The sequence below is a fragment of the Aeromonas taiwanensis genome, assembly GCF_000820165.1.
Taxonomy (GTDB): Bacteria; Pseudomonadota; Gammaproteobacteria; order Enterobacterales; family Aeromonadaceae; genus Aeromonas; species Aeromonas taiwanensis.
The window spans coordinates 63,320-86,312 of record NZ_CDDD01000069.1 but is presented as its reverse complement, the minus strand read 5'-3'; the positions used below and the strand labels follow the sequence as shown (position 1 = coordinate 86,312).

General features: G+C 64.0%; 25 protein-coding genes. 8 read left to right on the top strand and 17 right to left on the bottom strand.

The features are described from left to right. The 6 genes from BN1136_RS12725 to BN1136_RS12700 form a co-directional block, all read left to right on the top strand. On the top strand, positions 1-686 hold a 686-nt coding region (locus tag BN1136_RS12725; RefSeq protein ID WP_156135306.1), incomplete at its 5' end, for an Hpt domain-containing response regulator. Position 687: 1 nt separating this feature from the next. Beyond that, positions 688-1,938: a response regulator gene (locus tag BN1136_RS12720; RefSeq protein WP_043760374.1), complete on the top strand. Its 1,251-nt coding sequence runs from the start codon at positions 688-690 to the stop codon at positions 1,936-1,938. A gap of 3 nt (positions 1,939-1,941) precedes the next feature. Further along, a complete protein-coding gene (locus BN1136_RS12715; RefSeq protein WP_043760375.1) occupies positions 1,942-2,556 on the top strand; it encodes a GNAT family N-acetyltransferase in 615 nt (204 codons plus the stop codon). Positions 2,557-2,628: 72 nt separating this feature from the next. Then, positions 2,629-3,402 carry a Sir2 family NAD+-dependent deacetylase gene (gene cobB / locus BN1136_RS12710; RefSeq protein ID WP_043760379.1) on the top strand — a complete coding sequence of 258 codons (774 nt, stop codon included), beginning with the start codon at positions 2,629-2,631 and terminating at the stop codon, positions 3,400-3,402. A gap of 83 nt (positions 3,403-3,485) precedes the next feature. Beyond that, on the top strand, positions 3,486-3,962 hold the full coding sequence (locus BN1136_RS12705) for a putative pterin-binding protein (protein ID WP_081843730.1): 477 nt from the start codon (positions 3,486-3,488) through the stop codon (positions 3,960-3,962). After that, positions 3,959-5,617, top strand: coding sequence for a GGDEF domain-containing protein (locus BN1136_RS12700; RefSeq protein WP_043760380.1), 1,659 nt, complete (start codon positions 3,959-3,961; stop codon positions 5,615-5,617). The genes BN1136_RS12705 and BN1136_RS12700 overlap by 4 nt, the downstream gene beginning before the upstream one ends. Positions 5,618-5,671: 54 nt before the next feature. Here the strand turns inward: BN1136_RS12700 and BN1136_RS12695 are convergent, their stop codons facing one another. The 7 genes from BN1136_RS12695 to BN1136_RS12665 all read right to left on the bottom strand — a co-directional run bounded on the left by BN1136_RS12695 (position 5,672) and on the right by BN1136_RS12665 (position 12,412). Beyond that, entirely contained in the window at positions 5,672-6,691 is a 1,020-nt protein-coding gene (locus tag BN1136_RS12695; RefSeq protein WP_043760382.1) for a substrate-binding domain-containing protein, read from the bottom strand. Then, positions 6,691-7,623 carry a ribokinase gene (rbsK, locus tag BN1136_RS12690; protein ID WP_043760384.1) on the bottom strand — a complete coding sequence of 311 codons (933 nt, stop codon included), beginning with the start codon at positions 7,621-7,623 and terminating at the stop codon, positions 6,691-6,693. The genes BN1136_RS12695 and rbsK overlap by 1 nt, the downstream gene beginning before the upstream one ends. 94 nt (positions 7,624-7,717) lie before the next feature. Then, positions 7,718-8,593, bottom strand: coding sequence for a ribose ABC transporter substrate-binding protein RbsB (gene rbsB / locus BN1136_RS12685; RefSeq protein ID WP_043760385.1), 876 nt, complete (start codon positions 8,591-8,593; stop codon positions 7,718-7,720). A 30-nt stretch (positions 8,594-8,623) separates the two neighbouring features. Then, positions 8,624-9,592: a ribose ABC transporter permease gene (gene rbsC / locus BN1136_RS12680; RefSeq protein ID WP_043760387.1), complete on the bottom strand. Its 969-nt coding sequence runs from the start codon at positions 9,590-9,592 to the stop codon at positions 8,624-8,626. Next, positions 9,589-11,112 carry a ribose ABC transporter ATP-binding protein RbsA gene (gene rbsA, locus BN1136_RS12675; protein ID WP_043760389.1) on the bottom strand — a complete coding sequence of 508 codons (1,524 nt, stop codon included), beginning with the start codon at positions 11,110-11,112 and terminating at the stop codon, positions 9,589-9,591. Before rbsA ends, rbsC begins: the two co-directional genes overlap by 4 nt. 18 nt (positions 11,113-11,130) lie before the next feature. Continuing rightward, the gene (rbsD, locus tag BN1136_RS12670; protein ID WP_043760392.1) at positions 11,131-11,550 is read right to left on the bottom strand and encodes a D-ribose pyranase; all 420 of its coding nucleotides are present in this window, start codon (positions 11,548-11,550) and stop codon (positions 11,131-11,133) included. A 244-nt stretch (positions 11,551-11,794) separates the two neighbouring features. Further along, positions 11,795-12,412, bottom strand: coding sequence for a glutathione S-transferase family protein (locus BN1136_RS12665; protein WP_043760394.1), 618 nt, complete (start codon positions 12,410-12,412; stop codon positions 11,795-11,797). A 257-nt stretch (positions 12,413-12,669) separates the two neighbouring features. On the opposite strand from BN1136_RS12665, the gene BN1136_RS12660 reads away from it, so the two are divergent. Both BN1136_RS12660 and BN1136_RS12655 read left to right on the top strand, forming a co-directional pair. Further along, a complete protein-coding gene (locus BN1136_RS12660) occupies positions 12,670-13,425 on the top strand; it encodes a DUF2189 domain-containing protein (RefSeq protein WP_043760396.1) in 756 nt (251 codons plus the stop codon). A 66-nt stretch (positions 13,426-13,491) separates the two neighbouring features. Next, positions 13,492-14,157: a DUF2987 domain-containing protein gene (locus BN1136_RS12655; protein WP_043760398.1), complete on the top strand. Its 666-nt coding sequence runs from the start codon at positions 13,492-13,494 to the stop codon at positions 14,155-14,157. A gap of 78 nt (positions 14,158-14,235) precedes the next feature. Here BN1136_RS12655 and ttcA read toward each other — a convergent pair whose 3' ends face one another. From ttcA to ccoO, 10 genes are all read right to left on the bottom strand, one after another. After that, on the bottom strand, positions 14,236-15,144 hold the full coding sequence (gene ttcA / locus BN1136_RS12650) for a tRNA 2-thiocytidine(32) synthetase TtcA (RefSeq protein WP_043760401.1): 909 nt from the start codon (positions 15,142-15,144) through the stop codon (positions 14,236-14,238). A gap of 67 nt (positions 15,145-15,211) precedes the next feature. Beyond that, entirely contained in the window at positions 15,212-16,159 is a 948-nt protein-coding gene (gene uspE, locus BN1136_RS12645; protein WP_043760404.1) for a universal stress protein UspE, read from the bottom strand. A 141-nt stretch (positions 16,160-16,300) separates the two neighbouring features. Beyond that, on the bottom strand, positions 16,301-17,056 hold the full coding sequence (locus tag BN1136_RS12640; protein WP_043760407.1) for an FNR family transcription factor: 756 nt from the start codon (positions 17,054-17,056) through the stop codon (positions 16,301-16,303). A gap of 68 nt (positions 17,057-17,124) precedes the next feature. Then, complete coding sequence (locus BN1136_RS12635; protein WP_043760409.1) at positions 17,125-17,811, bottom strand: sulfite exporter TauE/SafE family protein; 687 nt, start codon at positions 17,809-17,811, stop codon at positions 17,125-17,127. Next, positions 17,795-17,995, bottom strand: a complete 201-nt coding sequence (gene ccoS / locus BN1136_RS12630; RefSeq protein ID WP_043760412.1) for a cbb3-type cytochrome oxidase assembly protein CcoS — start codon at positions 17,993-17,995, stop codon at positions 17,795-17,797. Before ccoS ends, BN1136_RS12635 begins: the two co-directional genes overlap by 17 nt. 91 nt (positions 17,996-18,086) lie before the next feature. Continuing rightward, on the bottom strand, positions 18,087-20,495 hold the full coding sequence (locus BN1136_RS12625; RefSeq protein WP_043760423.1) for a heavy metal translocating P-type ATPase: 2,409 nt from the start codon (positions 20,493-20,495) through the stop codon (positions 18,087-18,089). 89 nt (positions 20,496-20,584) lie between these two features. After that, on the bottom strand, positions 20,585-21,073 hold the full coding sequence (locus tag BN1136_RS12620; protein ID WP_043808594.1) for a FixH family protein: 489 nt from the start codon (positions 21,071-21,073) through the stop codon (positions 20,585-20,587). A 125-nt stretch (positions 21,074-21,198) separates the two neighbouring features. Beyond that, on the bottom strand, positions 21,199-22,176 hold the full coding sequence (ccoP, locus tag BN1136_RS12615) for a cytochrome-c oxidase, cbb3-type subunit III (protein WP_043760429.1): 978 nt from the start codon (positions 22,174-22,176) through the stop codon (positions 21,199-21,201). Next, positions 22,176-22,355, bottom strand: coding sequence for a CcoQ/FixQ family Cbb3-type cytochrome c oxidase assembly chaperone (locus tag BN1136_RS12610; RefSeq protein ID WP_043760432.1), 180 nt, complete (start codon positions 22,353-22,355; stop codon positions 22,176-22,178). Before BN1136_RS12610 ends, ccoP begins: the two co-directional genes overlap by 1 nt. 11 nt (positions 22,356-22,366) lie before the next feature. Then, positions 22,367-22,981, bottom strand: coding sequence for a cytochrome-c oxidase, cbb3-type subunit II (gene ccoO / locus BN1136_RS12605; RefSeq protein ID WP_043760434.1), 615 nt, complete (start codon positions 22,979-22,981; stop codon positions 22,367-22,369). Between the last annotated feature and the right edge of the window lie 12 nt (positions 22,982-22,993).

Below are 22,993 nucleotides of genomic sequence, written 5' to 3'. Positions count from 1 at the left end.
CGGGCGCCGGCATGCGGGTGCTTCTGGTGGAAGATCACGAGGTGAACCGGGTGTTGATCAGCATGCAGCTGAGTCAGCTGGGGGCACGGGTGCTGAGCGCTGCCAACGGCCGCCTGGCCCTCGACATCCTGCGCTCGGAAACGGTGGATCTGGTGCTGACCGATCTGCAGATGCCGGTGATGGACGGCGCCGAGCTGTGCAGGCAACTGCGCGCCGATGTGCGCTGGCAACATCTGCCGGTCTATGTGATCACCGCCGATCTCAGCGAGCAGGCGGCGCAGCGGCTGGCGGAGTGCGGTTGTCAGGGGCGGTTGGACAAGCCCGTGCTTCTGAAGGAGCTGGCCACCTTGCTGCGTACCCTCGGTGGTCGACGCAGTGATGGCAAGGTGCAGGCGTTGCCGACCGCGGTCATGACCCTGTCGCCCCTGTTGACCCCGCCCCTCATTGCGCTTTACCTGACCTCGCTTCGCCAGGAGCTGGCGGACATCGAGCAGTGCGTGACACAAGGGGACCAGGCCGCCCTCGATTCGGCTTTACACAAGATGAAGGGGGCCGCCAAAATGGTGGGGGCCAGCCCGCTGGTCCAGGTGATCGACCGTTGGCAGGAGGCCCCCGGACACCCCCTAGCAGCAGAGTTGCGGCTGACCGTGGAAGAGGTCTGCCGACAACTGGGCAAGAGAGCATGAGATGATCATCACAGAGGAAGAGTTGCTGGCCTTGCTGGAGTCTGATGACAGTCAGGAGCCGGTGTTTCACCCCGTCAGCGTCTATGCCCTGGACGCCGCCTCCTATCAGGCGGTCAAGGCCGCCGGCTTGCCGGCCTATGCCAGTCTGCACCGCACCCGTCCCGATGCCGGCTGGCAATGGGAGGGGCTGTTTGCCACCGGAGCCATCGCTCTGTTCGAGCCCGCCTCTCATGCCGGTGCCGACTACCTGCCGCAGTTGCTGACCCCGGGGGCGGGTATCTATCGCCTCTCTGACCCCTGGCTGGAAGAGCTCCAGGCGCGGGAGCAGGAGTGGCGGACCTGGCTCTCCCGGTTGCAGGTCTTGCTGCTCGAGGATCACCCCTTCCAGGGAGCCTGCATCCAGCAGGAGATAGAGGCGCTGGGGCTGCCCTGCACATGGGTGCAGGAGGGTGAAGGTTGCCTCAAGGCGCTGGAAGAGGGTGAGGTGGGATTGCTTATCTGCGATCTCAGCCTGGCGGAGCAGGATGCCATCAGTCTGTTGATGAGCCACCCCCAGTATCGCCACAGCGGCCTGCCCATCGTGCTGCTCTCCGCCCATGATCAGACCCTGATCGACGGGGCCAGGCGCCTGCTGCACGATGCGGGCTTCAACGTGCTGGCCGCACTGGCCAAACCCTTGCTGAGCGATGATCTGCTGCGCCTGCTCAAGGCGCTCTATCTGGGGCCACAACGCCGGCGCAGACTGGGTGGCCTGAGGCGCACCATCCGCAGTTGGCAGGGGGAGGCGAGGGGAGAGCTCGGTCTGCTGGCGGAGGCGGGGGCGTTCATGCTCCCCGTCTGGCTGAGCTTAAGTGGCCTGGCTCCCCACTGGGAACCGCTCAAGGCCTGGCTGGAGCAGCATGGGCGCCCGGCGAGCGAACTCACCCTGGTGATCCATCGACGGGACAACCTGCTGAACCATGCGGATCGCTTCGCCCTGGTGCTCCAGGCGAGCCTGGCCGGGGCGAGGCTCGCCCTGCTGCAGGACAACGCCCAGCACCTGCCGTTCGATCTGCTGGAGCGGTTGCCGCTGCAATCCCTGCTGCTGGGACAGCATATGCAGTCCGAGATCGAGGCCATGGCCGGAGACTCCCTGCTGGCCCGTTTCATCCAGCGCGCCAGGGATCTCGGCATCGCGCTCTATCTCGACGATCCTTTCAACCTGCTCGACCCTACCCAGTGGCAGGATCGCGGCATAGCGGGGCGCTGGTAAGCCGTGCCGCGCTACCTCTGCTGGCCCCTCGACGAGGGGCGTCTGGTGCGGGGGCTGACGGGCTGGACGGCCCCCGCCTCGCGCGCCGCCCTGCCCATGGCGATGGAGGTGGGCGGCGTGCCCTGCCGTCTGCGGGAGCTGGCGGGGAGCGACCCCGAGTCCATCCGGGCAGCCTATGATGCGCTCAGCGAGCAGAGCGTCTATCTGCGCTTCATGCGGGCCAAGCAGCCTGCGACGGCCGAGCAGCTCGCCTTCTTTCTCGACTACCCCAGAGAACCCCAGATAGGGTTGCTGCTGACCGACGAACAAGGGGCACCGCTTGCCATGGCCCAGTCCGTGCGCCGGCGCCTGCACCCGGACAGGGCCGAGTTTTCCTGCATAGTGGCGGATCATTTCCAGCATCGCGGCGCCGGGCGGCGCATCCTGATGGCGCTGGCCCTGCTGGCTTACGGGGAGGGGATACGGGAGTGGACGGCCGAAGTGCTCGGCCAGAACCGCCCCATGCTGTCGCTCCTGAAGGGGCTGGGGCTGCCGCTGACCCTGGTGACGGGGCGGGAGATGGTCTTCGCCAGACTGGATCTGGGCGTCCTGCGAGGATGGTTTCCTCCCCAGCCCTAAGACCAAGGGCGAATGTGCCGTCCCTTGCTCCTGTGCTAAGGTCAGCCTGTTACCCGTTGGAGGAGAACAACCATGGTGCAGTCAGCCAAACATATCGTGATCCTCACCGGTGCCGGCATCTCTGCCGAGTCCGGTATCAAGACGTTCCGGGCCTGCGACGGCCTGTGGGAGGAGCACAGGGTGGAGGATGTGGCCACCCCGGAGGGCTATGCACGGGATCCCGAACTGGTGCAGCGTTTCTACAACGCGAGACGCCATCAGTTGCAGCGGGACGAGGTCCATCCCAATCCTGCCCACTATGCCCTGGCCCGCCTCGAGCGCCTGTTGCCGGGACGCGTGACCCTGATCACCCAGAACATCGACAACCTGCACGAGAGCGCCGGCAGCAAGAACCTCATCCACATGCACGGGGAGCTGCTCAAGGCCCGCTGCCCGGGGTCGGGCCAGGTGATCGAGTGGCGCGGGGATCTTCACCAGGACGAGCTCTGCTCCTGCTGCCAGCTGCCCCAGCCGCTGCGCCCCCACGTGGTCTGGTTCGGCGAGATGCCTCTGGGGCTGGATCGCATCTACTCGGCTCTGGCCCAGTGCGATCTCTTCATCTCCATCGGTACCTCTGGCGCCGTCTATCCTGCCGCTGGCTTCGTGCATGAGGCGGGGCTGAACGGTGCCCACACAGTGGAGCTCAATCTGGAACCCAGTGAAGTGGGCAGCCAGTTCGACGAGAAGCGTTATGGCCCGGCCTCCCTGCTGGTACCGGCCTTCGTGGACGAGTTGCTGCAAAGCTGCGGTGTACACCAGCCCAAACCGATCGATGGTCACAACTGGATGGAAATGCGTGGTTCATAACGATTGAAAGTGAGCACGGTTGCATTGACCCGGTGAAGTCGCCACACTGGCCCTTAGACTCGGGTGCAACTGGCAAGACCATCATGAAGATTCGACAATACGGGTTCCTCTCTCTTCTCCTGGCGCTGATGTCGTTCGGCACCGAGGCCGCTTCTCCCCTGTTGCGATTGATCCTGCCTGACAAGCAGGAGATCTTCCTCGATGAGGCGGCGCTGGCCGCCTTGCCCCAGGCCGAGTTCGAGACGGCTACCCCCTGGACTGTCGGCGTTCACCGCTACCGCGGTCCGACCCTGGCCAGTGTGCTGGCGGCGCATCATGTCGCCGATGCCAGCCTGCTCGACGTGGTGGCGCTCAACGGCTATCGGCAGCGGGTCGATCTCTCCCTGTTTGCCAAGGTGCCGCTCACCCTGGTGCGTTATCAGGATGACAAGCCGCTCACCCGGCGCAACAAGGGCCCCCTCTGGCTGCTGATCCCCCTCTCGGCCCATCCCGAGATGGATGTCTCTACCATCCACAACAACATGGTCTGGCAGACGATCCGCATCGAGGTCGTCAAGTGAGCCGTCGACAGCGCCACAACCTGCTGCTTGCAGCCATCTCCCTGCTGTTTCTGTTCTCATCCGTCTGGGGCCTGCTGCTGCAGAGCCGCCACGAACAGCTCGTCGACAAGTTCTATCGCAATATCCACTGGAACATCAGCCAGGTGATGCAGGAGTCCCAGCGCCTCCTCTACGATCTGCGCCTCTATCGGGCCGGGGGACTCGATATGGAGACCCTGAGCCTGCATTACGATCTGCTCTGGAACCGGCTGGATGTGTTTCTGGTCAGCTCGGAGACGGCGGATGCCCGCTCCCGCCATGGCTTGGGCGAGGTACTGACCAGTCTGTTTGCCGAGGTCAAGGCGCTGGACCCCCAGATCCAGGCCGGCGCGCTGCAAGAGGGGAAGGCCCTCGACCAGTCGCTGGCCAGGATTGCCGGTCTCACCCGCCAGGTGGAGCTGATAGGGGATCAGATCCTCTCCGGCCAGGAGCGGGAGGCGTCGCTCAACCAGCTGCGCCAGAGCCTGTTCTGGATCCAGATCTGGCAGCTCATCCTGTTGATCATGGGGGGGATACTGGTCTTTGCCCTGATCCGCACCAACCTGCATAATCGCCGCCTCTCCCTGCTGGACCCCATGACCCGGCTCGGCAACCGCCGGGCCCTGCAGGGGCAGCTCAAACCCTCCCTGCTGCGCGGCAAGGTCCAGGCTCTGGCTGTGCTCGATCTGAAGCGGTTCAAACAGGTCAATGATCTGCTCGGCTACCAGGTCGGTGATCGCCTGCTGCAGGCGGTTGCTGCCAGGTTGCGGCAAGCCTATCCCGGTCACGCCTACCGGCTGGGAGGGGACGAGTTCGCCGTGGTGCTGACCACCGAACCCGGTGATCTCGACGCCCGCATGGCGGCCATGGTGGCGTTGTTGCAGTTCGAATTCGTGACCCGGGAGAGTCGCTTCGATCTCGCCTGCCGTTTCGGGGTCGCCAGGGCCGAGGAGGAGGCGGATGCCGAGCAGTTGCTGGAGCAGGCCATCCTGGCCCTGAACCACGCCAAACGGGACAATGAGACCCTGGTCTGGTACCAGGCGTCGATGAAGGCTGCCCTCAGCATGAACCAGCGGCAGTTGCACCAGTTGCGGGAGTGGCTGGGGGGCGCCGCGCCTTCGCCCCTGGAGACGGTGTGCGAAACCCTGAAGGACGAGCGGGGGGAGATGGTGACGGCCATCAGCGCGCGTTGGCAGGTAGGACAGCAGGCGTGCGACGTGGGCTGGATGCAGGAGCGCGGCGTGCTGGGTCCCGTGATGGCCAGGCTGCTGCTGGAAGAGGCTCATCGGCAGCCCCTGCTGCTGGAACTGAACCAGCCGTCGCAACTGGTCCACGTGCTGGCCTCCCTGCCACCCTTGCCCCCCGGAGCGCTGATCCTGGCCCTGCCCACCCTGGTGGAGGATGCCGCCCTGCTCGAGACGGTGCGCCGGCATGACTGCGTGCTGGCGCTGTGCGAGCTCGGCAGCCGTGTACCCACCCTGTTGCGGGCGGGCTGGCCGGTTCGTTACTGGTTGCCGGACCCCTCGGATCACGACGCCCTGCTGCAGCCCCTGGCCAGACAGCTGGGGCTGCGACGCCTGAGCCGCCTGGGCGCGGCGGAGCTGGGCGACAGGCGCAAGCAGCAAGAGCCCCGTTGACGGGCAGATAAGACGAAAAAGGGCGGCCCGAGCCGCCCTTTTCGTGTTCGTGGATCAGGCTGCGGGGGCCGGGGGAAGGGGAGCGCAGGAGTCTCTGATCACCAGATCCGGCTCCACGGTGATCCGGCGATTGTCTATCTGCTCGCCGTTGATGCGGGCCAGCAGCCGGGTGACGGCGAGGCGGCCTAGCTCCTCCTTGGGCTGGTTGACCGTGGTCAGGGCGGGCGACATGTACTGGGCCAGAGCCACGTTGTCATAGCCGACCAGAGAGAGATCCCGGGGGATGACGAGCCCGGCGCGATGGGCGGCGCTGATGACCCCCATGGCCATCATGTCATTGCAGACGAAGAGGGCGGTGGGGCGCTCGGGCAGTGCCAGCAGACGCGTCATGGCGGCGGCGCCGCTGGCACAGTCGAAGTCTCCCTCCTGGACCCAGGCCGGATTGACACTGAGCTCCGCCTCCTGCATCGCCTGCTCGAAGCCTGCCTGGCGCTGGTTGGCGGGGGCCCGACGCTGGGGGCCCGTGATGCAGCCGATGGCGGTGTGACCCAGCGCCAGCAGGTGGCGGGTCGCCAGGTAGCCGCCGCGGTGGGAGTTGTCGGCGATGAGATCCACCTCGCCATTCTCCATGCCCCAGTCCATTACCACCACCGGCAGGCTCTTGAGCCAGGCGAGCTGGTTGAACATCTCCTGCTGCCCCTCGCTGCACATGATGAGCAGGCCATCCACCCGTTTTCTGAGCATCATCCTGAGGTAGGAGAGGGCGGTTTCTACCTGTCCCTCCGTGTTGCCCAGCATCAGGTTGTAGCCCTGCTCGAAGCAGTAGCGCTCCACCCCGCGCACCACTTCGGCGAAGAAGGGGTTGCTGGAAGTGGTGACCAGCATGCCGATACTGTGGGTCTCCTTCACCTTGAGGCTGCGGGCCACCAGGCTCGGGGCATAGTTGAGGTCACGCATGGCGGCGAAGACCCGCTCCCGGGTCTCCTCGGCGACGAAACGGGTCTCGTTGATGACGTGGGAGACGGTGGTGGTGGAGACCCCCGCCCGCGCCGCCACCTCCTTGATATTGGCCATCAGTGCCCCTGCGCCGCTTGGTCCTGGAGGAAGGCATCGACCTCCTGCTTGCCCGGGATGGAACTCTGGGCACCGAAACGGGTTACCGAGAGCGCCGCCGCGCCGTGGGCGAAGCGCACCGCGTCGTGGAAGTCGGCGCCGGCGAGCTCTGCCGCCAGCAGGGCGCCGTTGAAGGTATCCCCCGCGGCCGTGGTGTCCACCGCCTTGACCCGAAAGCCTGGAATGAGCTGTTGCTGTTTCCCGTTGCTGCAATAGACGCCCTGGGAGCCCAGGGTGATCATCACGTCCGTAATCCCCATCTCGTGGAAGCGTTTGGCCGCTTCCCGGGCGCTGGCTTCGTCCGTGACCTTGATGCCGGTCAGCAGCTCGGCCTCGGTCTGGTTGGGCGTGATGAGGTCCACCAGCCCCAGCAACTCGGCCGACAGGGGCCGGGCGGGGGCCGGGTTCAGCACCACCCGGGTGCCGTGGGATCTGGCCAGGCGAGCCGCTTCCTGCACGCTCTCGAGGGGGACTTCCAGCTGCAGCAGCAGGGTGTGGGCGTTGGCGATCATGGTCTCGTGGCCCTTGACCACGGCCGGGGAGAGGGCGCCATTGGCTTCGGCGGAGATGCCGATGCTGTTCTCCCCCTCGTCGCTCACATAGATGATGGCGATGCCGGTGGGGAGCCTGGGGTCGAGTTCGACGGCGCTGACATCGATGCCGTCGTTGGCAAACCCGGTTTTCATCTGGTGGCCGATGGCATCATCACCGATGCGGGCGATAAAGGAGACTTCTGCACCCAACCGGGCGGCGGCCACCGCCTGATTGGCACCCTTGCCGCCTGGCACGACCTGATAGCTGTGGCCGGTCAGGGTTTCACCGGGGCGGGGGAAGTGGGGGACGCGCAGCACATGATCCGCATTCACGCTGCCGAGGACTACGAGACGATTCATTCCTATCACCCTTGTTGAGAACATCCTGGCCTGAGTGGGCCCAGGCCGGGAGGCTCTGATGGAGAAAGGGGGGAGGCGAACCTCCCCCTCGCGCTTACTTGCTGACGATTTGCAGCGGGACCGGGATGGACTGATCTACGGCCTGGCCCTTGAGCACCTTGTCGGCGGTTTCCACACCGATGGCACCGATCAGGGCCGGTTGCTGGGCCACGGTGGCGGCCAGTTTACCCTTGGCCACGGCAGCCTTGCCATCGTCGGTGCCGTCGAAGCCGACGATCATCACTTCTTTGCCGGCGGCCTGTACGGCGCGGATGGCGCCCAGCGCCATCTCGTCGTTCTGGGCGAACACGGCCTGCGCGGTCGGATGGGCGGCCAGCAGGTTCTCCATGACGTTCAGACCCTTGGTGCGGTCAAAGTCGGCGGGCTGGGAGGCCAGCACCTGCAGCTTGTTGGCGGTGACCGCCAGGGCGAAGCCTTCGCCGCGGTCGCGGGCGGCGGAGGTACCGGCGATCCCTTCGAGCTGGATCACCTTGGCGCCGCTGCCCAGCTTCTCGGCGATGAAGTCGCCAGCCAGCTTGCCACCGGCCACGTTGTCGGAGGCGATGTGGGCCTTGACCTCACCCTGCGCCGCGCCGCGGTCCAGGGTCAGCACCGGGATGCTGGCCTTGTTGGCCAGGCGGATGGCGTTGCCCACGGCTTCGGAGTCGGTCGGGTTGATCAGGATGGCGCCTACCTTGCGCACGGTGAGATCTTCCACGTTGGAGAGCTCCTTGGCCGGGTCATTCTGGGAGTCCAGTACCACCAGGTCGTAGCCCAGCTCCTTGGCCTTGGCTTCGGCCCCCTCCTTCATGGTCACGAAGAAGGGGTTGTTGAGGGTGGAGACCACCATCGCCAGGGTGTGATCGGCGGCCTGGGCGGTGCCCAGCACGGACATGATGGCGGCGGCGAGCAGGGTATTGAGCTTTTTCATCATTTCATTCCTTGTGTGTGGCGTGGCTTGTTAACGGTTGCTTTTGTTATCGATCATCACGGCGAGCAAAATCACGCTGGCCTTGGCGATCATCTGGTAATAGGAGCTTACGTCGAGCAGGTTGAGGGCGTTGTTGAGGAAGCCGATGATGAGGGCACCGATCAGCGTCCCCATGATGCGGCCCTTGCCCCCCATCAGGCTGGTGCCTCCCAGCACGACGGCGGCGATGGCATCCAGCTCGTACCCCATGCCCGCGGTCGGCTGGGCCGAGGAGAGGCGGGAGGTGACGATGAGGCCGGCCAGGGCGGAGAGGGCACCGCACAGACCATATACCGCGAGCTTGACCCGGTCCACATTGATACCGGAGAGGCGGGTGGCCGATTCGTTGCCGCCCAGGGCATAGATGTAGCGGCCCAGACGGGTGTGGTTGAGCAGGTACCAGGCGAGCAGGAAGACGATGGCCATCAGCCAGATGGGCACCGGCAGGCCGAACAGGTAGCCGGTCCCTATCCAGGCGAAGTGATCGGCGCCGTCACTGAAGCCGGTGGAGATGGGGCGCCCCTCGGTGTAGACCATGGTGATGCCGCGCAGGGCGGTCATGGTGACCAGGGTGGCGATGAAGGCCTGCACCTTGCCCTTGGCGATGATGAGGCCGCTGACGCCGCCGAGCAGGGCACCGGCCCCCAGGGTGAGAGGGATCACCAGCATGATGGGCAGCTCCATGGCGACCATGCTGGCGGCCAGAGCGCCGCACAGGGCCAGCACCGAGCCGACCGACAGATCGATGCCGGCGGTGAGGATGACCAGCGTCATGCCGACCGCCATGATGGCGTTGACCGAGGTCTGGCGCAGGATGTTGAGCAGATTGTCGGCGGTGAAGAAGTTCGGACTCAGGAAGGAGACCACGCCGATCAGCACCAGCAGGGCCACCAGGGACTTGTTCTCGATCCACCAGGCCTTGCTCATGATGCCGCGGCGGGGAAGGGTTTGGGTTGTCATTGTGCTGCCTCTTGCTCTGCTTGCCACTGTTTACCGACGGCGGCCGCCATCAGTTTCTCCTGATTGGCGTCCCGGGTATTGAACTCTGCGCTGATGCGCCCTTCGTGCATCACCAGGATGCGGTCACTCATGCCGAGTACTTCCGGCATCTCGGAGGAGACCAGGATGATGCTCATCCCCTCCTTCTTGAACTGGTTGATGAGCTGGTAGATCTCCTTCTTGGCGCCCACGTCCACGCCGCGAGTCGGCTCGTCCAGGATGAGGACCTTGGGCCTTGTCAGCAGCCCCTTGGCGATGGCCACCTTCTGCTGGTTGCCGCCCGAGAGCAGCTTGATGAGCTGGTCCTGACTCGGGGTCTTGATGTTGAACAGGCGTACGTAGTCGCCCACCGCCTGGCGTTCGGCCTGGCCGTCAATCTTGCCGCCGCGGATGAACTCGCCGAGGGCGCACAGGCTCATGTTCTCCCGCACCGAGAGCTCCAGCACCAGGCCGTCACCCTTGCGATCCTCGGAGATGTAGGCGATGCCGGCGGCCAGGCCATCGGCCGGTCCCTTGGGGGCCAGGGCATGGCCATCCACGGTCACCTGGCCGGCACTGATGGGGCTTGCACCGTAGATGAGCTTCATCAGCTCGGTGCGCCCTGAGCCCATGAGGCCGCTGAAGCCCAGGATCTCCCCCTGGCGCAGGGAGAAGCTCACCCCTCGCACGCCGGGGCCGGCCAGGTCTTTTACCTGCAGGCTGACCGGGCCGAGCTCGCGCACCAGGCGCGGGTACTGCTCCTCCAGCCTGCGACCCACCATCATCTCGATGATCCTGTCTTCGTCGAGATCGCTTACCGCCTGCTCGCCAATCCACTTGCCGTCCCGCAGCACGGTGACCCGATCGCAGATCTCGAAGATCTCCTTCAGGCGGTGGGAGATGTAGACGATGCCGCAGCCCTGCTCGCGCAGCTCGCGGATGACCTTGAAGAGCTGCTCGGTTTCGGTGTCGGTCAGGGCATCGGTGGGTTCGTCCATGATGATGACGCTGGCATCGAACGACAGCGCCTTGGCGATCTCCACCATCTGCTGCTCGCCGATGGAGAGATCCCCGAGCCGAGTGTCCGGCCCGTGCTTGACCCCGAGGCGCGCCAGGAGGCCACTGGCCCGCTCGCGCAGCTGCTTGTGGTCGATGCTCCCAAAGCGGGTGCGCGGCTCGCGGCCGAGGAAGATGTTGGCGGCAATCGACAATTCCGGCAGCAGGTTCAGCTCCTGGTGGATGATGCTGATCCCCTGATCCTGGGAGTCGCGCGGTCCCTTGAAGTGGACCGGCTGGCCGCGATAGCTGATGGTGCCGCTGTCGGCCTGATAGATGCCGGTCAGCACCTTCATCAGGGTGGACTTGCCGGCGCCGTTTTCGCCGAGCAGGGCCATCACCTGGCCCGGGTAGACCTTGAGGCCTGCCTCATCGAGCGCCCGCACGCCGGGGAAGGTCTTGACGATCCCGCTGAGCGACAGAATGGGCGAGGGGGTTGTACTCATGGCTGATTCCTTCAAGGCTTAGAACGCCACGCCGGCGCAGAGGATCAGGTTGGCGTAGGGGGTGACCTCGCCGCTGCGCACGATGGCCTTGCTCTGGTGGGAGCGGGCCTTGAACGCCTCGTGCAGGCAGTATTCGATGGCAATGGGCTTGCCCTGTGCCTGGGCGTGGGCCTCTATCTGATCCACCAAAGCCTGGTGGGCGTCGGGGCTGATCTCCCGGATCTCGCTCGCCATGATCACCTTCTCCACCACCAGGTCAGTGAGCAGGGCGGTCAGCACAGTGGTGAGGCTGGGGGTGCCCGCCATCAGCGCCAGATCGATGCGCTCGGGGCCGGCCGGGATGGGCAGGCCCGCGTCGCAGACGGTGATCTCGTCGGTGTGACCCATTCGGGCCACCAGGGCACTCAGGGGAGCATTGAGCAGCTTGCCTCGTTTCATACAGCACCTCGGCGGTCTGTGACCGCATATCGGATATTGAGCGGGGCAACCGGTTACGCAACCGGTTGCGTCGTTGATGCGAAAGATAGGCGCTAACCGTTAACGGGTCTAGGCACAGATGAAGAAAATGTGAAAACGATCTCAATGAGGCGCTGGGAAAACGTAAAACGGGTGCCAGAAGAGCACCCGTTTGGTCATGGGCACCGCTGCCCCGGGAAGGAACAGCGATACCTGCAGGAGAGGATCAGACGGCGAGCGCCTCCTGCACGGTGGGGCGTGCCAGCATGCGCTCATGATGGGCCGCCACCTTGGGAAACTCGGTGATGTCCACCCCGTCGCTCGCCAGCCAGCCTGCGACCACGAACAGATAGATGTCGGCCAGGCTGAAGCGCTCCCCCAGCACCCAGGGGCCGGCCAGGTAGTGGTGCTCTATCTCGGAGAAACCGTCGCGCATGTTCCGGGGCATCTTGGCCTGCATGGCGGCGATGGCCTGCTCGTCATCGGCCCAGCGGCTGGCCCGGCGCCCGTGGGCATGGGCGACGTGGACGGTGGAGGCCAGGAAGCTGTGCACCTCCTGCATGCGGGCCAGCAGGAAGGGATCGTCCAGGGGGGCCAGCTGCGCCTCTGGGAAGCGCTGGGCGACATAGAGCAGCAGCGCCGGCGTTTCGGTCAGCACGCCGCGCTCGGTCACCAGCGCCGGCACCCGGCCCTTGGGGTTGATGGCCAGATAGGCGGGGGATCGCTGCTCGCCGGCGGCGAGGTCGAGACGCTGGATTCGGTGCGGGGCGCTGGCCTCCACCAGGGCGATGCGCACCGCCATGGCGCAGGTACCTGGCGCAAGATAGAGGGTCAGTTCGGACATGGCGTACTCCTTGTGTGAACGATGAGGGGAAAGACTCCGTGAATGAGAGGCGCGGCGTCTGCCGGGTCCAGCCGTCATCCTACGCTCGTCGTCACCAGGGGCCAAGCAGGGGGAACAAGGGTTTTTGCCGCTGGTATCAATGGCTTTCTGAACGGAAGATAACAGGAAAAACGGCTACGCATGCCCGGTCAAACCGCTATAATGTGCCACCTTGGATCAGTCGTCAGTGAATGTTGGATAGTCAATTGAGTAATAGAATGCGGATCGGTGGTACCCTCGAACAGTCCCTCAGCCAGGGATACCGTCTGGACTTGCCAGGGGTGCTGAAAGAGGCGTGGCAACAGACCCGGCGCACCGGTTTTGGTCTGGCGCTGGCTATCGTCGGGGTCATGGCAATCTGGATCCTGCTGAGCAACACCCTGCTGGCCCCCTATGTTGCCCAGGAGGGAGGCGACATGGACATGGCCCTGATCCTCAGCCTGCTCATTACGGTGATCATGTCTCCCATGACCTCCTCCCTCGACATGCTGGGGCTGCAACAGTCGGTCGGCGTCCGTGCCCGGCCCGGCCAGGTGTTCGACTTCTTCCGCCACTTCCTGCGTCTGGGCAGCCTGAGCCTGCTCGGCAGCCTCATCACCAGCCTGTTCGGCCCCCTGTTCGAACTGGTGGGCCTGCCGGTGATGCTGGCCTTCATTCCCTCAGCCCTGGTGGGCATGGGGCTGGTGTTCACCGTGCCCCTGGTGCTGGAGCGCGGCCTGTCGCCGGCCCAGGCCATTCTGGTCTCCCTCAAGCTGTTTGCCCGCGGCTGGCCCAGCATAGTGTTGCTGCACGGGGTCATGCTGGCGCTCTTCTTCCTGGCGCTCATCCCCATGGGGCTGGGGCTTATCTGGGTGGCACCCCTCTACTTCAACTGCAAGGGGATCCTCTACCGGGATCTGTGCGGGGTCGCCGTGGAGGTGACCGAGGTGGCGGACAACGCCGGCGGGCAGGGGCCGGATCACTTCAACGCCTGACGGACAGGGTTGTCAGGCTGTCGCCAATGTCGGCGCACTATGCTGCGCGATGAAAAAGGATGGCACATGCAGAATCGATACGGGGTGGCGGCCGCGCTGCTGCTGGCTCCCATGCTGGGGCAGGCGGCGCCGTCGCTGGAGCTGGCGTACGGCACCTTCTACAGCCAGATGAAGACGTTCGCCAAGGGGGAGTTCGGTCACGCCAGGCTGGGCTTTTACCTGACCAGTCAGCAAAACGGCCAGCGTTGCCTGCTCACCTCGGCCAGGGTATCGACCCCGGACAGGGACGTGCCCGCCGAGGTCACGGTGGACAGCGAACTGCGGCTGCCCAATGACGACGATCTCAACCTCGACAAGGCGACCGTGGTGGTCGGGCTCAGCGAGCCGCACGTAGCCTGCGACATGTCGGTGCAGGTGATGGCCGATGCGCCCGCCACCCCCGAGATGCCGCTGGCGGAGATCACCCTGCGTCAGCAGCAGATGCAGCAGTTGCTCGACAAGATGGCCGGCATGGTCGGCAAGTATTTCCTGCCGAAGATGGAAGGAGTGCGTCTTTCCCTGGTGGCGCCTTCAGGGACGGCCTACCTGGTCGATGGCGCCCGTCAGGAGGCCGTCTCCTGGCAGGAGGGGCAGCTGCTTCTCAGCAACGCACAGCTGGCAGCGTTTGCCGGTGGCAAGTTGCAACTGCAGGGAGAAGTCCTGCGTCTGACCCCCTGGCTGCGCAAGGGGTAAGGGCGACAAGCCGTTTATTGCTTATGTAGCAGAATAAAAAAGGAGCGCCAGGCGCTCCTTTTTTGTGGGTGACGGGGCTCAACGCACCTCGATTACGTCCAGCATGTCCATCTCGTCGATGTCCAGCAGCGGGGCCTTGGGCAATTCGGGCGGATCGAATGCCTTGTCGCCACCGTCGATGATGCCGGAGTCGCGGTTGATGCTCTTGAAGTCAAACAGCTGGTGATCGAGCAGGTGGCTCGGGATCACGTCCTGAATGGCGGTGAACATGGTCTCGAGACGACCGGGGAAGCGGCGATCCCACTCCTGCATCATCTGCTTGATGGCCTGGCGCTGCAGGTTTTCCTGAGAGCCGCACAGATTGCAGGGGATGATGGGGAAGGCCTTGACCTCGGCATAGCGCACCAGGTCCTTCTCCTTGCAGTAGGCGAGCGGTCGGATCACCACGTTCTTGCCATCGTCGCTCACCAGCTTGGGCGGCATGGATTTCAGCTTGCCACCGTAGAACATGTTGAGGAACAGGGTCTCGAGGATATCGTCACGGTGGTGGCCCAGCGCGATCTTGGTGCAACCCAGTTCCTGGGCGGTACGATACAGAATGCCGCGACGCAGGCGGGAGCAGAGGGCGCAGGTGGTCTTGCCCTCCGGCACCTTCTCCTTGACGATGGAGTAGGTGTCTTCTTCCACGATCTTGAAGTCGATGCCGAGGGAGGTCAGGTATTCCGGCAGCACGTGTTCGGGGAAACCGGGTTGTTTCTGATCCAGGTTGACGGCCACGAGATCGAAATGGATGGGGGCGCTGGCCTTCAGGCTCATCAGGATGTCGAGCATGGCAAAGCTGTCTTTGCCGCCAGACAGGCACACCATGATCTTGTCACCCTCTTCAATCATGTTGAAGTCGGCGATGGCCTGGCCCACGTTGCGCCGCAGGCGTTTCTGCAGCTTGTTGAAACTGTATTTCTCTTTGGCGTTAAGCTCTTCTAGCATGGCCTCAAACCCGGGACAAAAATAAGCGGCTTATTATAGCCATGTCCCGGGGGAGGGCAAGAAACGCTTATGCAGTATGCCGCCTGTCATCCACCGGGCAGCTGTAATCGTCGGGTTTGAGGATGAGGATGTCGCAGTTGAGCCTGTCGACCACGTGTTCCGCCGTGTTGCCGAGCAGGGCGGCGGAGAGCCCGGTACGACCGACGCAACCCATGATCATCAGGGTGGCCTTGAGCTCGTCCGCCATGTCCGGCAGCACCTCTTCGGGCAGGCCTTCCGCCACCTTGGTCCACATGTGGTTGATACCGAACTGATCTGCGTGTTCCCGCAGCAGATCTTCATGGTGCTTGCGAATGGCGTCGTTGTAAGCGTTGGGATCGAATTCGGGCAGCTCGATGGCCACGTTGACCGGGGTCCCCGGGTAGGTGTTGACCAGATAGAGGTTGGCGCCGAGCAGTTCGGCGATGGCGATCCCCTCGCGGGTGATGCGATCGTTCAAGACCTTCTGTTCCTTGTCATCGCTCGAGCAGTTGATGGCGGCGATGAGGCTGCCACCCCGTTGCCAGTGACCCTCCTTCACCAGCAGGACAGGGCAGGGGCACTTGCGAAGCAGGTGCCAGTCGGTCGGGGTGAAGATGAAGGTTTGCAGGAAGGAGTGCTTGTGGGTCGCCTTGACCACCAGATCGTGGCGCTGCTCCAGCACCTCCTGAATGACGCACTCGAAGGGGCGGTTGTGCCACAGCACCTTCACCTCGCACTCCACCCCTTTGTCTCGGTAGGGTTGGAGGATCTCGTCGAGCCACTCCCGACGCTGGGCGATGACACCGTGGCGCATCTCTTCCCGCTCGTCAGCCGACAGCATGGCAGTCATTTCATACGAAAAGTCGTAAATCGTCAGGAGCAGGGTCAGCTGGGCGCCCTGCTCCAGCTCGGCGACCTTGACCGCGCGCTCGAGGGCGATCTGGCGCTCCTCTTCCGGGTTGATCACCACCAGAATGTTTCGGTACTTGACCATGTTCTCCTCCTTGGCAAAAAGGCCAATGATGGCAACTCTTTAGCCATTACAGCTTAGTCCAAGGGGGGCGTCGGGAAGGTGTGCCGGATCAAATTTCAGGGCGAACAGATCCGGCTGAGAATCAGGTGGGCGGAGAGCAGGTCAGCCGCAGGGGGGACGAGTGGCACCGGCCATGATGCCGAGGGCCGTGTGGTCCAATACGGTGATGTACTTGCCCTTGACGCTGATGAGGCCGGATTTCTGGAAACGGCCGAGCAGGCGACTGATGGTCTCGACGGTGAGGCCGAGGTAGTTGCCGATGTCGCCCCGGGTCATGGAGAGGCGAAACTCCTTGGCGGAGAAACCGCGCTCGGAGAAGCGTACCGACAGGTTGTGCAGGAAGGCGGCGAGGCGCTCTTCGGCATTTTTCTTGGAGAGCAGCAGGATCATCTCCTGATCCCCCATGATTTCGTTGCTCATCAGACGCATGATCTGCTGGCGCAGTTTGGGCATCTTGCCAGAGAGATCGTCGAGCACGTCGAACGGGATCTCGCACACCATGGCGGTTTCCAGCGCCTGGGCGAAGGAGGGGTGTGCCTGCTTGTGGATGGCATCGAAACCGACCAGATCCCCGGCGAGGTGGAAGGCGGTGATCTGCTCGTCACCCTGTTCGGTGATGGTATATGACTTGATGGTCCCGGAACGGATGGCGTAGAGCGACTTCAGCTCGTCGCCGGCCTTGAACAACTCTTCGCCCTTCTGGATCGGCTTCTTGCGCTCGATGATGCTGTCCAGCTGATCGAGCTCGGTGTCGTTCAGGGTGAAGGGGATGCAGAGCTGGCTGATGCTGCAATCCTGGCAATGAATTGCACAGCCACCGCTCTGAATACGTCTGCCAGGTTTCTTGTCCGGGATCATAGGCTCATATGAATAATTGATTTATATCAAACAAGTTTACCACCAACTCATCCGTTTTGGATAGGGCTTCAAAAGGATGCCAGCCCGATCCAGAGGGTATGAAGTCCGTATGCCATGAGCAGCAGGGCGCCCCCAAGACGCAGGCTGCGCAGGGTCAGCCAGTAGCGCAGCCGATCGGCAAGCCCCCCCAGGGCAAACAGGGTTGGCAGGGTACCCAGGCCGAAAAAGAGCATGATGAGCGCCCCGCCGCCGGCAGAGCCAGCCGCCGCGCTCCAGGTCAGCATGGAGTAGACCAGGCCGCAGGGGAGCCAGCCCCATACCATGCCAAACGGCAGGGCCTGCAGGGCACTGGTGAAGGGGATGAACTTGCCCGCCAGCGGCTTGATGAGTGGCCAGAATTTTGCGCCGATACGCTCCAGCAGCAGTACGCCCTGCCACCAGCCTGCGAGATAGAGGCCAAGCGCTATCATCAGCAGGGCCGCAATGACGCGCAGGCCCGCCAGGGCATGCTTGCCTGCCCCCAGCTCGCTGGTGGTGGCGAGCAGCCCGCCGACCAGGGCGCCAGCCAGCACATAGCTCAGGATCCGCCCGAGGTTGTAATTGAGCAGGTAGCAAAGCCGTCCCCAGAAATGCTGCCGGTCGGCGGGTATGGCCATGGAGAGGGCCGCCGAGACGCCGCCGCACATGGCGATGCAGTGGCCGGAGCCTGCCAGTCCCACCAGCAGGGCCCCCAGGAGATCAAGATTGTTTGCCATCATCTTCGCCGTGATCGTCTGACTTTTTCTCTTGCTGGGCGGGCTGCTCCTCGTCGAACAGAATGTTGGATCCCTGCCTGTCGAGATCCTCGAACTGCTCGGAGCGAATGGCCCAGAAGAAGACAACGCCCGCGATGATGACGAACAGGATGGCGATGGGGATGAGGACGAAGATGATGTTCATGGCAAGGGCCCTGTGATGAAAACGGTCATGACCACCCGGCGGGGGCTGGATACCCGCGGCCAGAAAAGGGAGGCACCGCCGTCTGAGCGGTTCATCGGTTGAGCCGCATGGAGTTGGTGACCACGATGAGGGAGCTCAGCGACATCCCCGCTGCCGCCAGGTAGGGAGGCAGCCAGCCGCTCGCCGCCAGCGGCAGCACCAGCAGGTTGTAGCCGATGGACCAGGCGAAGTTCTCCTTGATGATCTTGCGGGTACGCAGCGCCAGGGCGCGGGCCGCCAGCAGGCGGGAGAGATCGTCGGCCAGCAGGATGGCGTCGGCGCTGTTCTTGGCGAGATCCGTGCCCCCCGCCATGGCGAAAGAGGCGTGCGCTCCCGCGAGCACCGGAGCGTCGTTGATGCCGTCACCCACCATGATGCTGATATCCCCGGCCGCTTCCCGGGCCTTGAGGTAGGCGAGCTTGCCGTCCGGGGTCACCCCCTTGACCAGCTCGTCGACCCCGAGCTCGCGGGCCAGTTTGTCTGCTTGGGCCGAGCCGTCCCCGGTCAGCATGGTGGTCTGCAGGCCGGCTTGCCTGAAAGCCCGGATCAGGGCGCCGGCATCGGCACGCACCGTGTCGGCCAGGGTGAAGCGGGCGAGCAGCCTGTGGTCGTCGGCAAGATAGACGACGAGATCGCCGGGCACCTCCCGCGGGCTTGCCATGTCGGCGTGCTCTTGATCGGACAGATCCAGCCAGCGGGCACTGCCTACCCGGTACGAGGCGCCCTCGATCTGCCCCTGAATGCCGTGGCCGATGACGGGGGTGACGTCGCTTGCGGCGAGCAGCACTCCGTCCGCCACCGGCTGGCTGCGAAACGCGCGGGCGATGGGGTGCTCGGAGTAGGCTTCCAGGGCTTGGGCAATGGCAAGGCAGCGGGCGTCATCGAGCTCGGCCAATGGCTGGACGCTCACCAGGCTGATGTTGCCCGTGGTCAGGGTGCCCGTCTTGTCCATCACGATGCGGTTGGCGCGGGTGAGCACGTCCAGCACGTGGCCGCGGCGCAGCAGGATACCGCTGCGGGTGAGGTGAGCGGTCGCCGAGGTGAGCGCGGTCGGGGTGGCCAGCGAGAGGGCGCAGGGGCAGGTCGCTACCAGCACCGCCAGGGTGACCCAGAACGCCCGCTCGGGCTCATGAAAGTGCCAGAAGGTCCAGACCGCCGCCGCAATGAGCAAGAGCACCAGAATGAAGTGGCGCGACAGTACGTCTGCGAGCTGGGCGATGGCGGGCTTGTCGTCTAGCGCATGATCCTGCAGCCGCATGATCTGGGCGAGGCGGGACTCCTCGATGGCGTGGCTGACCCGGATCTCCAGCGGCGCATCCGTGTTGATGGTGCCGGCAAAGACGGGATCCCCCGCCTGCTTGAAGAGGGGCAACTGCTCGCCGGTCAGCATGGCTTCGTTGAGGCTGGCCTGGCCCTGGAGGATGATGCCGTCGGCGGGCAGGGTGGCCCCGGCCAGTACCCGGACCCGGTCTCCTGTCCGCAGGGTCTTGGCAGCCACCTCGTGCTCGCCGTCGTCATCGATGCGGGTGGCCATGATAGGAACCAGGCGCGCCAGGTTGGAGCTGGACTCCGACGCCTTGCGCCTGGCCCGCAGCTCGAGCAGGCGCCCCAGCAACAGGAAGAAGACGAACATGGTGATGGAGTCGTAATAGACCTCGCCGGTGTTGAAAACCGTGGCCCAGATGGAGGCGACGAAGGCGCCTATCAGCGCAAGGGACACCGAGACATCCATGGAGAGGTGACCCTGCTTCAGGCTTCTCCAGGCCCCCACGTAAAAGGGCTGGGCCGAGTAGATCATGATGGGGGTGGAGAGCAGCAGGCTTATCCACTTGAAATAGATCATGAACTCCTCTTCCACGCTGATGAAGAGGTCCATGTAGAGCGCCACGGCACACATCATCACCTGCATGGATCCGAGCCCCGCCAGCGCCATGCGGAACATGTAGCTGCGCACCTCACGGGCGTAAAGCGCCTCCTGCTGGTGGGTCTGGAAGGGGTAGGCGCGATAGCCAACCTTGGCAAATCCCTTGAGAATGTCGCTGAGAGAGAGCCAGACCGGATCCCACTTGATGCGCGCCCTGTGGGTGGTGGTGTTGACGTTGACATAGTGCAGGCCGGGGAATCCCATCAGATGGCGTTCGATGAGCCAGGCGCAGGCGGCGCAGGTCAACCCTTCCACGGTGAGCTGGATCTCCCGCAGGGTCCCCGCCTCGGTGACGAACTCCTGCTGCACCTCGGCGAGATCGTAGTGGGTGAGGGCGGCCAGTTCGGCGGGAACCAGCTCCCCCTTGCTGCCGGGTGCGGTGCGGTGTTCGTAGTAACTGGCGAGACCGCATTCGAGAATGGTCTGTGCCACGGCCTGGCAACCAGGGCAGCACATGGGCTGCACTATGCCTTTGATCTCGAGGGTAAAACTACTGCCAGTGGGAACCGGTTCACCACAGTGAAAACAGCCGGTCATGGTCATCATCCCTCTCTGATGCTGCCCTCGTGGGCAAGGTAAGGGGGGAGGCGTGTCTGCCGGGGCGACGTGAGCCGCTCATCCATGGCTCAACGTCCCTTGGGATCGAGTTCGACGGGGGCCCGGGTCGGCAGGTGTGCCGTCTCTTGCAGGCGCCATTCGTGATTGAAGGCATCGACCCGGATATGCCATTTGCCGGTGACGGGTTTGTCCAGCAGCAGGCGGTAGACGCCCTTGCCATCCGCCGTCAGCAGATGCTCGCTGTCCAGGCCCGCCAGGGTCGGGTGAAAGAGGGAGAGGCGCAGCGCCTGCCCGGGGGGGAGCTCCCCGGACAGGGGCTTGAGGGTCAGCTCCTTGTCGTTGACCGTCAGCTCGATGCGGATGCCGAGGGCCTCGGCGCGATCGAACTTGCTGAGATCCTGGTTAATTTCCTTGCCTTGCTTGTAATAGTCTTCCGCCACCAGATTGACACCGTCCTGGCTGGCGATGATGGCGGTGGCGATGCTGCCGATCACGGCGGCGCAGGGGAGGGCGATGATGAACCAGGGCCAGAATTGGCGATACCAGGGTTGAGTCATGGTGCTACCGAAACAAATGGTTAACGAAATGGCGGTAATTCAGCCAACACAAGATAACAAAAAGCCTCGAAGAGTCGAGGCTTTTTGCTGAGTAATCACGTGCTTATCACATGTTACTGCTTATTTTACTGCGCCTGGTGGGACAAACTATAGACATAGGATGCCAACAGGTGGACCTTGTCTTCTCCCAGGATATCCTTCCAGGCCGGCATCACGCCGTGACGTCCGTGGGTGATGGTCTGCTCGACCACCTGACGGGAACCGCCATAGAGCCAGGTGCTGTTGGTGAGATCCGGCGCACCGACGGCGATGCCGCCCTTGGCATCCGGGCCGTGGCAGGCGGCGCAGACCGCGAAGCGGGCTTCACCCTTCTTGGCTTCCACCAGATCCACCTTGCGACCGGAGAGGCTCAGCACGTAGGAGGCTACCTCCTTCACCCCGTCCTGACCCAGGATCTCGCCCCAGGCGGCCATGACCCCCTGACGCCCACCCATGATGGTGGTCTTGATCTGGTCGGGTTGACCACCCCATTGCCATTCGCTGTCGGTCAGGTTGGGGAAGCCGCGACCACCGCGGGCATCGGAGCCGTGGCACTGGGAGCAGTTCTGCAGGAACAGACGCTGACCCACCTTCAGGGCTTCCGGATCCTTGGCGATCTCGGTGATCTCCTTGTAGCTCTTGCCGTCCGCCTGATAGGTCAGCTCGCGGAACTTGGCGCCGTAGACCTCATCGGCCTTGGCGAGCTCACGGTCGTACTCGACCGCACGGCCTTCCGCCTTGGCAGACGCTGCCGCGGCCTTGGATTCCGCCAGGGAGCGAACGTCCTGGTTGGAGCTCTGCCAGCCCAGCAGACCCTTGAAGTTGCCAAGGCCCGGGAAGGCAAGCAGGTAGATGAGCCCGGTGACGATGAAGAAGAGGAACATGTAGGACCACCACTTCGGCAACGGGTTGTTGATCTCCTCGATGCCGTCGAAGGTGTGGCCCATGGGCTTGCCCTCTTCGGCGCCCATCTTGTCCTTCATGCACCAAGCCAGCAGCAGGAAGCAGCCGAGAATGGTGCCAAGGCTTATGACGGTCACAAAAATGCTAAACAGAGTGCTCATTATTGCTTCGCTCCTGCGTTCTTGTTATCAGCACTGGGTTGCTCGTCATCGGCAAAAACCAGGTTGGCGGCCTCGTCGAAGGAGGCCTTGCGGCGCTTGCTGTAAGCCCAGACGATGATGCCGATCATGATGAGCATCAGCAGCAGGGTGTACAGACCGCGGAAGGTGCCGTAATCCATATTCCGACTCCTTATTTCAGGGCATGACCCAGGGATTGCAGATAGGCCACCAGGGCATCCAGCTCCGTCTTGCCCTTGACCGCCTCGCCGGCACCCTGAATATCGGCGTCGGTGTAGGGCACGCCGAAGTGATCCCGGAACAGGGCCAGCTTCTTGCCGGTCAGCTCGCCGCTCAGCACGTTGGTCTCGAGCCAGGGGAAGGCGGGCATGTTGGACTCGGGCACCACGTCGCGCGGGTTGATGAGGTGGGCGCGGTGCCAGTCATCGGAGTAGCGGCCGCCGACGCGGGCCAGATCCGGACCGGTACGCTTGGAGCCCCACAGGAAGGGGTGCTCCCACACGCTCTCGCCGGCGACCGAGTAGTGCCCGTAGCGCTCGGTTTCGGCGCGGAACGGGCGGATCATCTGGCTGTGACAGACGTTGCACCCTTCGCGGATGAAGATGTCGCGGCCTTCCATCTGCAGGGCGGTGTAGGGCTTGAGGCCCTCCACCGGCTCCGTGGTCTGCTTCTGGAAGAACAGCGGGGTGATCTCGACCAGGCCCCCGAGGCTGATGGCAAAGATGATGCCGACCACCAGCATGGGAACGCTCTTTTCAAAAATTTCGTGACGGTTGTTGTTGCTCATGCGTTAGACCCC